A 13,644-nucleotide genomic window follows, 5' to 3' on the forward strand; every position below is an offset into this window, starting at 1 on the left:
AATGACAAACGAATTTGTATTAGAAGCAATCACAAGAGAATTTCCGGAGTCTGTAATCGCAAGCTCAGAGCCTTATGGAATGTTGACGATTGAGGTGAAGAAAGAAGATATTAAGAAGATTATTCATTATCTTAAAGATTCATCATTAGAAATCAATTTTCTTACAGATATTTGTGGAATCCATTACCCAGAGTTTCCTGAGAAAGAAATCGGAGTGGTTTATCACCTGCATAATATGATGGCTAATTTCAGATTGCGTCTGAAGATCTTTATGTCCAGAGAAAATATCGAAGTTGATTCTCTTCTAGAATTATATGCGGGAGCTAACTGGATGGAAAGAGAAACTTTTGACTTCTACGGAATCAAATTTAAAGGACATCCTGATCTTAGAGCTATTTTAAATATGGAAGATCTTGGATACCATCCAATGTTGAAGGAATATCGTTTGGAAGACGGCACAAGGACCGATAAGAACGACAGCATGTTCGGAAGATAAAAATATAATGCGATAAGCAATAAGTAATAAGCAATGAGCTTAAAGCCTAAAGCCTAGAGCCTAAAGCATTTAAATTATGAAAGATAACTCATTATCTAATATACTTAACCAATACGAAAGTAAGGAGCAAATTGATGGTCAACTTTATACCCTCAATTTAGGACCAACCCACCCTGCTACTCACGGGATTTTCCAGAATATCTTAACGATGGATGGAGAAAGAATCCTTCACGCTGAGCAAACAGTAGGTTACATCCACAGAGCATTTGAAAAAATTTCTGAAAGAAGAAACTATTCTCAGATCACTACCCTTACCGACCGTATGAATTACTGTTCTGCACCAATTAACAATTTAGGTTGGCACATGACAGTTGAGAAGCTAATTGGAGTTGAAGTTCCTAAGCGTGTAGATTATATGCGTGTAATTTTAATGGAATTAGCAAGAATCGGTGACCACCTTATCTGTAACGGAGTAACCGGGATGGATTCAGGAGCAATTACCGGTCTTACCTATATGTTCATCGAAAGAGAGCGTATTTATGATATGTACGAACAGATCTGCGGAGCGAGAATGACAACTAACATGGGAAGAATTGGAGGTTTTGAAAGAGATTTCACCCCAAAATTCCATGAATTATTAAAGGATTTCCTTAAAACTTTCCCACCAAGATTCAAAGAATTCTGTACTCTATTAGAAAGAAACAGAATTTTCATGGACAGAACCATCGGAGCAGGAGGAATTTCTGCGGAAAGAGCATTAAGCTATGGTTTCACAGGTCCCAATTTACGTGCAGCAGGAGTAGACTATGACGTGAGAGTTGCACAACCTTATTCTTCTTACCAAGATTTCGACTTTATCATTCCTGTAGGAACTGCAGGTGACACTTACGACCGTTTCATGGTTCGTCAACAGGAAATCTGGGAATCAATTAAAATCATCAAACAAGCATACGAAAATCTTCCTGAAGGATCATTCCACGCGGATGTACCTGATTTCTATCTTCCTGAAAAGGCTGATGTTTATCAAAAAATGGAAGCTTTGATCTACCATTTCAAAATCGTAATGGGAGAAACTGATGTGCCTAAAGGTGAAGTTTACCATGCTGTAGAAGGTGGAAACGGAGAGTTAGGCTTCTATTTAGTGAGTGATGGTGGAAGAAGTCCTTACAGACTGCACTTCAGAAGACCATGTTTTATCTACTACCAGGCTTATCCTGAAATGATTACAGGTTCTGTAATTTCAGATGCAATCGTAACGATGTGTAGTATGAATATTATTGCGGGAGAATTAGACGCATAAGAAATTATAGATGTTGGATTATGAATTTTAAATTAATCCAAGCTAAATATAAAAATTGAAATTTTTTAGAATTTAAAATCTAAAATTCAAAATTTAAAATTTAAAAAAGTGAGCGAAACAATAGCTTTTAAACCGGAAAGTTTAGCACAGGTACATAAAATTATCGCAAGATATCCTGAAGGAAGACAAAAATCTGCTCTTCTTCCTGTTCTGCATGTAGCACAGAAAGAATTCGGAGGATGGTTAGACGTTCCTGTGATGGATTATGTTGCGGAATTATTGAGTATTAAGCCAATTGAAGTATATGAAGTAGCAACTTTCTATACGATGTTCAATATGAAGCCGGTTGGTAAATATGTTTTGGAAGTTTGCAGAACGGGACCTTGTATGGTTTGCGGAAGCGAAAAAATCCTTGACCATATCAGAACGAAACTGAACATTAAGGACGGACAAACAACTGAAGACGGGATGTTCACATTAAAACCAGCTGAATGTCTTGGTGCTTGTGGATACGCGCCAATGATGCAGTTAGGGAAATTCTTTCATGAAAATTTAACGATAGAAAAAGTTGACGAAATCCTTGATCTTTGTAGAGAAGGACAGGTTGATTTGGGCTAATAAAAATTTAAAATCTCAGGTTTTAAATTAATTTAAATTTTAACAATTAAATGCAAGAAGCCAAAAGCTAATTGCAATAAGCAAATAACAATGAGTAAAAAACTTTTACTTAAAGACGCACATATAGAAGGTATCCGCTACTTTGAAACATACCGTAAACAGGGAGGTTACACAGCAGCTGAAAAAGCCTTGAAAATGACACCGGACGAAATTCTTGAAGAAGTAAAAGCTTCAGGTCTTCGTGGACGTGGTGGAGCTGGATTCCCGACTGGGATGAAATGGAGCTTTTTGGCAAAACCTGAAGGCGTTCCAAGACACTTGGTAGTAAATGCCGATGAATCTGAACCGGGAACTTTCAAAGACAGATATCTGATGGAGTTTCTTCCTCATTTATTAATTGAAGGAATGCTGATTTCATCTTTCTGTTTAGGTTCAAATGTTTCTTATATCTACATCCGTGGAGAATATTCTTGGATTCCAGATATTTTGGAAGAAGCAATTGAGGAAGCTAAAGCAGCAGGATTTTTAGGTAAAAATATTTTAGGAACTGGTTTCGACTGTGAAATTTACGTTCAAAGAGGTGGTGGAGCATATATTTGCGGTGAAGAAACGGCATTGCTTGAATCTCTTGAAGGTAAAAGAGGAAACCCAAGATTGAAACCGCCATTCCCGGCTGTAAAAGGACTTTGGGAAAGGCCAACGGTAGTAAATAACGTTGAATCTATCGCGGCAATCGTTCCAATCATTGATATTACAGGAGCTGAATATGCTAAAATCGGAGTTGGAAGATCTACAGGTACAAAATTAATTTCTGCTTGTGGAAACATCAACAAACCAGGAGTTTATGAAATCGACATGACAATCACTGTTGAAGAATTCATTTACTCTGAAGAATATTGCGGCGGAATTAAAGACGGAAAAAGATTAAAGGCTTGTATCCCTGGAGGAAGCTCTGTTCCGATTGTTCCTGCTAATTTATTATTAAAAACTGTAAACGGAGAACCAAGATACATGAATTACGAATCATTAGCTGACGGTGGTTTTGCTACCGGTACAATGATGGGTTCAGGAGGTTTCATCGTTTTGGATGAAGACCAGTGTATCGTAGATCATACCATGACTTTAGCGAGATTTTACAATCACGAAAGTTGTGGACAATGTACTCCTTGCCGTGAAGGAACGGGATGGATGTACAAAATTTTGAAAAAAATTGAGAAAGGAGAAGGAAAAATGGAAGATATCGATCTTCTTTGGGATATCCAGAGAAAAATCGAAGGAAATACCATTTGTCCATTGGGTGATGCAGCAGCCTGGCCTGTTGCAGCGGCTATTCGTCACTTCAGAGATGAGTTCGAATGGCACATTAAAAACCCTGAGTTGTCACAGACACAAAATTATGGGTTGGCACATTATGCAGATCCAATCCCTGCAGTTGAGAATAATGCTTAGAATGAAAAAATTATTGGCGATCGGTCTAATGGTCTCCGGTTTTGCTTTTGGACAAGTAAAAAAAGATACATTAGAAAAAGAATATAAATTGGAGGTAACTCCATATAAGCCTGAAAAGAAGGTAAAACCATTACCTTTAAGCAAAAAAGGACAGGTCTTCGTTTTCTACGGTTGGAACAGAGGAGCTTACAGCAATTCTGATATTCATTTTACCGGAGACGGTTATGATTTTCAACTGAATAATGTAGCTGCCAGAGATAAGCCTACAAAATTTGGAATCGTTTATTTTGATCCAAGTTGGTTTACCGTAACGCAGTATAATTTCAGATTAGGGTATTTTATTAAAGATAATTTGGCTCTGGTTTTAGGAATTGACCATATGAAATATGTAATGAAACAAAACCAGACGGTTGATTTTTCAGGACATATTTCAGATCCTAAATATGCAGGAATGGTACAGAACGGACAGGTAGATTTATCTGATACACAGTTCCTTACTTTTGAGCATACAGACGGATTGAATTATGAAAATTTAGGTTTAGAGAAATACAAAAATCTTATTCATAAGAAAAATATAGATTTAGTATGGTCTTACGGAGCCGGAATCGGAGTAATGTTTCCGAAAAGTAATATCAAACTTTTTGGAAATGAAAGAAGTGACCGTTTTCACGTGGCAGGTATGGGAACCGATCTTAGATCCAGTCTTAACTTAGTTTTCTGGAAAAACTGGATGATAAGAGTGGAGGGAAAAGCCGGATATATTAATATGTGGGATATTAAAACTACATTAAATAACAAACCTGACAAAGCAAGACAGGATTTTGTTTTCGGACAGATCCTTGCAGGAATCGGATATACATTTAATACAAAAAAGTATAATTAAAATATAGCTTAACGCCTAAAAGCATAAGCGAAAGCATAGAATATGAGCGAAGAGGTTAAAAAATTCAAAATAACTATAGACGGACAAACTACCGAAGTTATGCCTGGAACTTCTATTTTGGAAGCTGCCAGACAAATCGGTGGAAAATCTGTTCCTCCAGCAATGTGCTATTACAGCAAATTAGAAACAAGTGGAGGAAGATGTAGAACTTGCCTGGTGGAAGTTTCTAAAGGATCTGAAGCAGATCCTCGTCCTATGCCAAAATTGGTTGCAAGCTGCAGAACTAATGTAATGGATGGTATGGAAGTAAAAAATCTTACTTCTGATAAAGCTCAGGAAGGCAGAAAAGCTGTAACCGAGTTTTTATTGGTAAACCACCCGTTGGATTGCCCTGTTTGTGATCAGGCCGGAGAATGTCATCTTCAGGATTTAGGTTATGAGCACGGAAATCTTCAGACAAGAACTGAATTCGAAAGAAATACATACGAAGCAGACGATCTTGGTCCGAATATTAAATTGAATATGAACCGTTGTATTCTTTGTGCAAGATGTGTATTGGCTGCAAACCAGTTAACTGGTGAAAGAGAACACGGAATTTTGTTCAGAGGAGATCATGCTGAAATTTCTACTTATTTAAATAAAGCTTTGGATAATGATTTTATCGGAAACGTAATTGACGTTTGTCCGGTTGGAGCATTAACAGACAGAACTTCCCGTTTTGCAAGCAGAGTTTGGTTCACAAAACCAATGAATGCTACTTGTAAGTGTGATAAATGTTCCGGAAAAGCTACGGTTTGGATGAAAGGTGATGAAATATCAAGAGTTACAGCCAGAAAAGATCAGTGGGGTGAAGTTGAAGAGTTCATCTGCGATACTTGCCGTTTCGAAAGAAAATCATTGTCAGACTGGAACATTGAAGGTCCTAGACACATCGACAGACATTCAGTTATTTCATTGAATCACTATGAAAAACCTAAGGATGAGCTAAGAGTTTTAGACAATCCGATGGCTAAAGAAATCAGTGAAAAAGACGAAAAATAATTTTAATCTTTAAGACATGAGATTTCAGACATTAGACAACAGATTTTAAATCTGATATCTAGCATCTGACATCTAGTATCTAAATAAATAAAAAATGGATTTACTTACATTTAAACTTATACTTGTACTAGCGCTTTTCTTGCTTTCATTGACGATAGCAGCCTACTCTACCTGGGCAGAAAGAAAAGTTGCCTCTATCATGCAGGATAGAATTGGTCCCAACAGAGCTGGACCTTTCGGATTGCTGCAGCCTCTTGCTGACGGTGGAAAGTTTTTCTTTAAAGAAGATTTTACACCTGCCAATGCAGAAAAATTCCTTTTCGTATTGGGGCCGGCATTGGTAATGTTTATTTCATTAATCACAGGAGCGGTTATTCCTTGGGGTAAAAGTTTAAATTTTGGTGGAGTTTCTTATGATTTACAGGTTGCTAACATCGATGTTGGCGTACTTTTCATCATCGGAATGGCTTCAATCGGTGTTTATGGAATCATGATCGGAGGTTGGGCTTCGAACAATAAATATTCTTTATTAGGTGCGATCCGTGCTTCTTCTCAGATGATTTCTTATGAATTGGCGATGGGATTGGCTTTGCTTTCTATCATTATGATGACAGGAAGTTTAGACTTAAAAGAAATTACGGAAAGCCAGACAACGGGAAAACTTTGGGGAGTTATTCCTTGGGGTTCTGGTATGAACTGGAATATTTTCTACCAGCCGATTGCCTTTCTTGTTTTCTTTGTAGCAGCTTTGGCAGAAACAAACAGACACCCTTTCGATTTACCTGAGTGTGAATCTGAATTGGTAACAGGATATTCTACAGAATACTCATCAATGAAATTAGGGTTGTATATGTTCGGTGAATACGTGAACATGTTTATTTCTAATGCTTTCATGGTGGTTCTTTTCTTCGGAGGATACAACTATCCTGGAATCGAATGGGTAACTCAAAACTGGGGTGAAAATACAGCAGGTATTTTGAGTGTTGTAGCCTTCTTAACTAAAACGGTAATCGGAATTTTGATCTTTATGTGGATCAGATGGACGCTTCCAAGATTTAGATATGACCAATTAATGCACTTAGGATGGAAAACTCTAATTCCAATGGCATTGGTAAACTTATTAATTACAGGTGCTGTAATTTTAGCGTTTGCAAACTAAGAGATAAGAATATATTTTTAAATGCTGAATAGAAGTTCAGCCTAAAAAATTAAAATAAATGAAACTTACGAACAGATCAAAAGTTGTTTCTAATAAAGAAATGACCATTGCTGAAAAAATCTACTTACCTGCGATTTTTACAGGAATGGGGATTACATTTAAGCATGCTGTAAGAACCGTATTGAAAGGTGCTCCCGCAGTATATTCGTATCCGGAAGTACAGAAACCTAGAGCAGATATCTGGAGAGGTCAGCACGTTTTGAAAAGAGACGAGGAAGGCAGAGAAAGATGTACAGCTTGTGGACTTTGTGCAGTAGCGTGTCCTGCAGAAGCAATTACAATGACTGCTGCTGAAAGAACTAAGGAAGAAAGAGATCTTTACAGAGAAGAGAAATACGCATCGGTATATGAAATCAATATGCTAAGATGTATTTTCTGCGGTATGTGTGAAGAAGCTTGTCCGAAATCTGCCATCTATCTTACAGACAGATTGGTAGACGTGGAAACCAACAGAGGTTCTTTCATCTATGGAAAAGATAAATTGGTTGAAAAAATAAATCAAAGGATTGATATCACTGAAAGACAATCCGAGAAACAAAAAAATGCGGTAAAATAATGGATCAGTTTTTATTTTTCTTGGTGGCGTTTTTAGCAGTGGCAAGTGCGGTATACTTTGTATTCGCCAGAAATCCTTTATATGCTATTTTGTCATTAATTGTTACGATGTTTTCTATTGCAGGTATGTACATTCTTCTGAATGCACAGTTCCTTGCGATTATTCAGATTATTGTTTACGCTGGAGCCATCATGGTATTATTCCTTTATATCCTGATGATGCTTAACCTTAATAAACAAGACGAAAGTAAGAAGAACAATACTTTAAAATTTATTGGAGTTTTTACAGCAGGTCTTTTATTAATTGGGGTATTAGGTGTATTCAGAGGTGTTCAGGACAATCATGTTGTTGTTGAAAATGTAGACAAAGGCGTTGGTCTTACGAAGAATCTGGGTAGACTTTTGTTTAATGAATATGTTTTACCGTTTGAGCTTGCATCCATCCTTATTTTGGCAGGTATTGTAGGTGCGGTATTAATCGGTAAAAAAGATTTATAAAATTATGGGAGAAGTAAATACATTTATACAAAGCGTCCCTCTGAATTATTTTATCATTCTTTCTTCAGTATTATTCTGTTTGGGAGTGTTAGGAGTATTGTTGAGAAAAAACGCTATTGTTATTTTGGGTTGTGTTGAGCTTATGCTAAATTCTACGAACCTTTTATTGGCTGCATTTTCAGCATACAAAGGTAACGGAGACGGGCAACTTTTAGTTTTCTTCATTATGGTGGTTGCTGCTGCGGAAGTAGCGGTTGGTCTGGCAATTATTGCTATGCTGTATAGAAATACCCGTTCTGTTGATGTAAGTATATTTAATAAATTAAGAGGATAAGAATGGAGAATTTAATATATGCAATAGTACTTTTACCACTTTTAGGTTTTCTTATTAACGGTCTTTTCGGGAAAGGCCTTCCAAAAATAGTAGTTGGAAGTCTGGCGACAGCAATGGTTTTTATACCTTTCTGTATCGCTGTAAGTATTTTCATGAATTTTGATTCTGAAAGTCAGCCTGTCATTGTAAAAGCTTTTGAATGGTTTAGAGTAAACGGAGTTCAGATCAATTTCGGATTCCAGATTGATCAGTTGTCATTAATGATGGTGATGATCATCACAGGTATCGGATCTTTGATTCACCTGTACTCTATCGGATATATGAGTCATGATAAAGGTTTCTATAAGTTTTTCACTTATTTAAATCTGTTTATCTTCTCAATGTTATTATTGGTAATGGGAAGCAACTACCTGATCTTATTCATCGGATGGGAAGGTGTAGGATTGTGTTCTTATTTACTAATCGGATTCTGGTATACGAATGAAGAATATGGTAAAGCAGCAAGAAAAGCTTTTATCATGAACAGAATTGGTGACCTTGCGTTACTAATCGGTATCTTCATGATTGCCGGACAGACAAACGCTGTAGATTACCTTACAGTAGCAGAAAACGCCGGAAAATTTGAATTAGACGGAAGCGTAATTATCTTTATTACAGCGAGTTTATTTATCGGTGCAACTGGTAAATCGGCTCAGGTTCCATTATATACTTGGTTACCGGATGCGATGGCTGGTCCAACTCCTGTTTCTGCGTTAATTCACGCGGCAACGATGGTAACGGCGGGTATCTATTTAGTAGTAAGATCAAACTTCTTATTTACGTTAGCACCTACTGTTCAGGGAGGAATTTTATTCATCGGATTCTTAACAGCAGCTTTAGCAGGATTCTATGCATTACGTCAGAACGATATCAAAAAAGTATTGGCCTACTCCACCGTTTCACAGCTTGGATTTATGTTCATCGCTTTAGGTCTTGGAGCTTATACAACGGCTATGTTCCACGTAATGACACACGCTTTCTTCAAAGCATTATTGTTCTTGGGAGCAGGTTCTGTAATTCACGCAATGAGCAACGAACAGGATATGCGTTTTATGGGAGGTTTGAAAAAATACATCCCAATCACTCACGCTACTTTCCTTATCGGAACATTGGCAATTTCAGGATTCCCTTTATTATCAGGGATGATTTCTAAAGACGAAATTTTAGTAGCAGCTTTCGCTAAAAATCCTATTTATTGGGTATTCTTATTCATTTTAGCGGCTATTACTGCAACGTATATGTTCAGACTGTATTATTTAACTTTCCACGGGGAGTTCAGAGGTACTGAAGAACAAAAGCACCACCTACACGAAAGCCCGACAAATATGACATTACCATTGATCGTATTGGCTATTCTTTCTGTATTGGGTGGTTTAATTAACCTTCCTCACTTCATCGGTCACGGTCATTATGCAAAATTAATGGAGTGGTTGAAGCCGGTTCTTACTGAGGAAAGCTTTAAGCAAATGGAAGCTACTCTTTCGGGAGTTCCGTTTGGTACTGAGATGATTCTTTTAGGAGCAACTGTTGCCATGTTCTTCTGTGTTTGGTTTATCGTTAAAAACACGTATGTGAATAAGAAAAAACAAGCACTTCCTGAAGAACAATATACAGGATGGGAAAAATTGTCTGCTAAAAAATTATATATTGACGAACTTTACAATGCATTAATTGTAAAAACTGTTGAAGGATTAGGACGCGGAGGAAAGATGTTTGATAAAGGTATTCTTGATCGTTTTGTAGACTTTGTAGGTGAAGGAGCTGAAGACAGCGGAAAAGCTATGAAGCGTATTCAGAACGGAAATGTTGAGAACTACATTCTGATCATGTCTTTAGCTGTGGGAATTATACTGATTGTTAACTTTATATTACAATAATGTCTGGTTTATTATTAACATTATTACTATTACCTCTAGTAGGTTCGGGATTAGTTTTTGCATGGAAGAGTAATTCCAGCAAATATTTGGCACTGGGAATTGCATTGGTTCAAATGCTTGTAACATTCTACATTGCGGCGGATTTTAATTTTACGCCAACAGTGGACAGCGTGTTGCAGCATGAGATCAACTACCCTTGGTCACAATTTATGAAGAGCTCTCTTCACTTCGGGATCGATGGGATGAGTTTGCTTCTTTTGTTGTTGACCAATATTTTAGCGCCAATCATTATTTTATCTTCTTTTAATGAAAATGTAAGCTACAGAAACACGTTCTACGGTTTGATTTTGCTGATGCAATTCGGGCTTGTAGGAGTTTTCACTTCGCTTGACGGATTATTGTTCTACATTTTCTGGGAAGTAACTTTGATTCCGATCTGGTTTATTGCCGGACTTTGGGGTCAGGAAAATAAAAGATTTGAATTCACTACGAAATTCTTCGTATATACATTCGTTGGGTCATTATTCATGTTAGCCGGATTGATTTATGTTTACAATCATTCTGCATCTTTTGCGCTGACAGATTTATATAATGCTCAACTTAACGAAACACAACAGACCGTGGTATTCTGGTTTATTTTCTTTGCATTTGCAGTGAAATTACCGGTATTCCCTTTCCATACTTGGCAACCGGACACCTATACATATTCGCCGACTCAAGGATCGATGCTCTTATCTGGTATCATGCTTAAAATGGCGATTTATGGAGTTATGCGTTATTTATTACCAATCACTCCCCTTCCGATTGCCGGAATTTCAGGACAGATTGTAATCATCCTTGCGATTGTAGGAATTGTTCACGGAGCATTAATTGCGATCATCCAGACAGATATGAAGAGAATCATTGCGTATTCTTCTTTCTCTCACGTTGGATTGATGGTGGCAGGTATTTTTGCTTCTGCAGTGATTACTTTAAGAGGAACTTTCAACATTGAAGGTGCTGAAGGAGCTTTGGTACAGACTTTCGCTCACGGTATCAACGTGGCAGGTCTTTTCTACTGTTGTGATATTTTATACAAGAGATTTAAATCAAGAGACATCAGACAGATGGGAGGTTTGGCGAAAGTTGCTCCTAAGTTTGCCGTGTTGTTCCTGATTATTATATTAGGATCAATGGGAGTTCCATTGACTAATGGATTCATCGGAGAATTTATCCTGTTGAAATCAGTGTATGATTTTAACGGATTGGCAGCGGTAATCGCTGGTCTTACGGTAATTCTTTGTGCTGTATACTTATTGAGATTCTACGGAAAAGCAATGTTCGGACAAGGTGATGATGCAGTGTTGAGTACAGCAAAAGATTTATCTGCAGTAGAATTCTCTGTATTGGCAAGTTTAGCGGTTTTTGTGATTGTACTTGGTATTTTCCCACAGCCGGTAATCGAAATGGTGAATAGTTCGTTGAAGTTTATCTACCAATCAATGGTAAGCTAATTTGATATTTTAAAAAATGAGTGTTTTAATTATTGTTTTCCTAACGGCAGTTGTTGCGTTATTTTCAGGAGTTTTTGAACAAGGGAAATTCGCAAGGTACATTGGGATTTTGGGATTAATCATCGCATTATACGTAAGTTTCATGCCAGAATGTGCTTTCTTCGAAAAGTACAGACACATGTATGATTATACTGCAAATACTGCTTTATTTACTAAAATATCAATCGTAACGACATTATTACTATTCTTTTTGGGAGGTTTTGCATTCAGCAACCACAGAAGCCACCAGTCAGAATTATACGCATTGATGCTTTTTGCATTGTGCGGAGGGATTATCCTTTTCGGATACCAGAACTTAGTAACGTTATTCTTAGGAGTTGAAATTCTTTCTATTCCTTTATATGTAATGGCAGGAGCTAACAAAACTGATTTGAGATCAAACGAAGCGTCAATTAAATATTTCCTGATGGGTGCATTCGCGACAGGTTTCTTACTGTTCGGTATCGCGTTTATCTACGGAAGTGTTGGAAGTTTCGATTTATATAAAATCCAGGATTTCGGAGTTTCAAATCCTAAAGACGTCATGTTCATCTTAGGAGTTTTACTGATTCTTTGTGCATTGGCATTCAAAGTTGCATTGGCACCTTTCCACATGTGGAGCCCTGATGTTTACTTCGGAGCGCCTTCATTAATCACCGCTTTCATGGCGAGTGTTGTAAAAATCTCAGGATTTTTCGCATTATTCAGATTAATGACGATTGGATTTGGTGGGGTTACCGCTGAATGGATCAATGTTTTCGGAGTATTCTTAATTATTACATTGCTTTTGGCAAACGTTATGGGTCTTGCTCAGACAAATGCAAAAAGAATGCTGGCATACTCTTCAGTTTCCCACGCAGGATACATTGGGTTGGTTTTCTACGGAATGACAAGCCTTTCTACTTATAATTTGGCGTTCTATTTATTTGCGTACGCTTTATCAACAGTGGGTGTTTTCATGTGTCTTATTTATGTTGAAAAACTGAAAAGAGAAACATCTTTCGGAGCTTTCAAAGGATTGGCAAAATCTGAACCTTTATTAGCAACAGTAGCGGCTATTTCTATGCTTTCAATGGCTGGAGTTCCGTTAACTGCTGGTTTCATGGGGAAATTTGCTTTATTCTCTCAGGCAATGAATTCTAATCACGGAGTTTTCTTGGTATTGGTAGCGGTTTTAGGTTCTGCAGTTTCGATTGCGTATTACCTAAGATTAATTATCTCTATGTTCTTCTTTAAAGAAAGTACATTCAAATCGTCAGAAAAAGTAACCCTTACTTACAATATTGTTGCTGTTGTTATCATCGCTTCAGTAATTGTTTTAGGAGTTGCCCCGGATTTATTTGCAGGAATATTCGGATTGTAAAATCAATCTTAAAGATAAAAATCAAAGCACAGCATTTATGTTGTGCTTTTTTGTTGGTTCAAAGTTCGATTGAAATTTAGCTCAACAGATATATAAAATTTCGATAGTTCGGCAAGCTCACTACAGGCTAGGCTCAATCTGACACCTTCAAATCATACATTTAGTATTAGATTTGTCGGTCTGAGCCTGTCGAAGACTAGAATTAAAAATTAACACAATGGAATTGTTTAAAGAAATCTAAACAGGCTCTTAAAGTTCGAGGGACAATCGGTTAATTAACCGAAAGATTCAAGCTCAAAATTGGATGTTTTGATTCTTCTCACATCCAACTTCCAGCCTTTAAGCTTAATTTAAATCAATTCCTACCTCTACTTTTATTACAAAAAACATATTATCTGATTTTAATTTTTTATTTTTGGAATATAAAACACCAAATAATG

Annotated in this window: 13 protein-coding genes; all 13 read left to right on the top strand. The window is 37.0% G+C overall.

Annotation, left to right across the window (positions count from 1 at the left end; translation table 11 throughout):
* The first annotated feature begins 1 nt into the window (after position 1).
* The 13 genes from M2373_RS19580 to M2373_RS19640 all read left to right on the top strand — a co-directional run bounded on the left by M2373_RS19580 (position 2) and on the right by M2373_RS19640 (position 13,204).
* A complete protein-coding gene (locus tag M2373_RS19580; protein ID WP_259112947.1) occupies positions 2-496 on the top strand; it encodes an NADH-quinone oxidoreductase subunit C in 495 nt (164 codons plus the stop codon).
* A 76-nt stretch (positions 497-572) separates the two neighbouring features.
* Positions 573-1,796 carry an NADH-quinone oxidoreductase subunit D gene (locus M2373_RS19585; protein WP_259112948.1) on the top strand — a complete coding sequence of 408 codons (1,224 nt, stop codon included), beginning with the start codon at positions 573-575 and terminating at the stop codon, positions 1,794-1,796.
* Between the two features lie 108 nt (positions 1,797-1,904).
* Entirely contained in the window at positions 1,905-2,414 is a 510-nt protein-coding gene (gene nuoE, locus M2373_RS19590) for an NAD(P)H-dependent oxidoreductase subunit E (RefSeq protein WP_039370403.1), read from the top strand.
* Positions 2,415-2,504: 90 nt separating this feature from the next.
* Complete coding sequence (gene nuoF, locus M2373_RS19595; protein WP_259112949.1) at positions 2,505-3,863, top strand: NADH-quinone oxidoreductase subunit NuoF; 1,359 nt, start codon at positions 2,505-2,507, stop codon at positions 3,861-3,863.
* A 1-nt stretch (position 3,864) separates the two neighbouring features.
* Positions 3,865-4,746 carry a hypothetical protein gene (locus tag M2373_RS19600; RefSeq protein WP_259112950.1) on the top strand — a complete coding sequence of 294 codons (882 nt, stop codon included), beginning with the start codon at positions 3,865-3,867 and terminating at the stop codon, positions 4,744-4,746.
* A 42-nt stretch (positions 4,747-4,788) separates the two neighbouring features.
* Positions 4,789-5,787: a 2Fe-2S iron-sulfur cluster-binding protein gene (locus tag M2373_RS19605; RefSeq protein WP_259112951.1), complete on the top strand. Its 999-nt coding sequence runs from the start codon at positions 4,789-4,791 to the stop codon at positions 5,785-5,787.
* A gap of 94 nt (positions 5,788-5,881) precedes the next feature.
* Positions 5,882-6,946 carry an NADH-quinone oxidoreductase subunit NuoH gene (nuoH, locus tag M2373_RS19610; RefSeq protein WP_259112952.1) on the top strand — a complete coding sequence of 355 codons (1,065 nt, stop codon included), beginning with the start codon at positions 5,882-5,884 and terminating at the stop codon, positions 6,944-6,946.
* 58 nt (positions 6,947-7,004) lie between these two features.
* Entirely contained in the window at positions 7,005-7,562 is a 558-nt protein-coding gene (locus M2373_RS19615; RefSeq protein ID WP_259112953.1) for an NADH-quinone oxidoreductase subunit I, read from the top strand.
* Positions 7,562-8,059, top strand: a complete 498-nt coding sequence (locus tag M2373_RS19620; protein ID WP_259112954.1) for an NADH-quinone oxidoreductase subunit J — start codon at positions 7,562-7,564, stop codon at positions 8,057-8,059. The genes M2373_RS19615 and M2373_RS19620 overlap by 1 nt, the downstream gene beginning before the upstream one ends.
* Positions 8,060-8,063: 4 nt before the next feature.
* Positions 8,064-8,393, top strand: a complete 330-nt coding sequence (gene nuoK / locus M2373_RS19625) for an NADH-quinone oxidoreductase subunit NuoK (protein WP_089754032.1) — start codon at positions 8,064-8,066, stop codon at positions 8,391-8,393.
* A 2-nt stretch (positions 8,394-8,395) separates the two neighbouring features.
* On the top strand, positions 8,396-10,309 hold the full coding sequence (gene nuoL / locus M2373_RS19630; protein ID WP_259112955.1) for an NADH-quinone oxidoreductase subunit L: 1,914 nt from the start codon (positions 8,396-8,398) through the stop codon (positions 10,307-10,309).
* On the top strand, positions 10,309-11,802 hold the full coding sequence (locus M2373_RS19635) for a NuoM family protein (RefSeq protein ID WP_259112956.1): 1,494 nt from the start codon (positions 10,309-10,311) through the stop codon (positions 11,800-11,802). The genes nuoL and M2373_RS19635 overlap by 1 nt, the downstream gene beginning before the upstream one ends.
* Before the next feature lie 16 nt (positions 11,803-11,818).
* Complete coding sequence (locus M2373_RS19640) at positions 11,819-13,204, top strand: NADH-quinone oxidoreductase subunit N (protein ID WP_259112957.1); 1,386 nt, start codon at positions 11,819-11,821, stop codon at positions 13,202-13,204.
* Positions 13,205-13,644: the final 440 nt, after the last annotated feature.

The sequence above is a fragment of the Chryseobacterium sp. JUb7 genome (assembly GCF_024806495.1).
GTDB lineage: Bacteria > Bacteroidota > Bacteroidia > Flavobacteriales > Weeksellaceae > Chryseobacterium.

Coding starts and splice junctions, on each gene's coding strand:
- nuoL (WP_259112955.1), top strand. CDS start 8,396: ATGGAGAATTTAATATATGCAATAGTACTTTTACCACTTTTAGGTTTT.
- M2373_RS19585 (WP_259112948.1), top strand. CDS start 573: ATGAAAGATAACTCATTATCTAATATACTTAACCAATACGAAAGTAAG.
- M2373_RS19580 (WP_259112947.1), top strand. CDS start 2: ATGACAAACGAATTTGTATTAGAAGCAATCACAAGAGAATTTCCGGAG.
- M2373_RS19600 (WP_259112950.1), top strand. CDS start 3,865: ATGAAAAAATTATTGGCGATCGGTCTAATGGTCTCCGGTTTTGCTTTT.
- M2373_RS19620 (WP_259112954.1), top strand. CDS start 7,562: ATGGATCAGTTTTTATTTTTCTTGGTGGCGTTTTTAGCAGTGGCAAGT.
- M2373_RS19640 (WP_259112957.1), top strand. CDS start 11,819: ATGAGTGTTTTAATTATTGTTTTCCTAACGGCAGTTGTTGCGTTATTT.
- M2373_RS19605 (WP_259112951.1), top strand. CDS start 4,789: ATGAGCGAAGAGGTTAAAAAATTCAAAATAACTATAGACGGACAAACT.
- nuoK (WP_089754032.1), top strand. CDS start 8,064: ATGGGAGAAGTAAATACATTTATACAAAGCGTCCCTCTGAATTATTTT.
- M2373_RS19635 (WP_259112956.1), top strand. CDS start 10,309: ATGTCTGGTTTATTATTAACATTATTACTATTACCTCTAGTAGGTTCG.
- nuoF (WP_259112949.1), top strand. CDS start 2,505: ATGAGTAAAAAACTTTTACTTAAAGACGCACATATAGAAGGTATCCGC.
- nuoH (WP_259112952.1), top strand. CDS start 5,882: ATGGATTTACTTACATTTAAACTTATACTTGTACTAGCGCTTTTCTTG.
- M2373_RS19615 (WP_259112953.1), top strand. CDS start 7,005: ATGAAACTTACGAACAGATCAAAAGTTGTTTCTAATAAAGAAATGACC.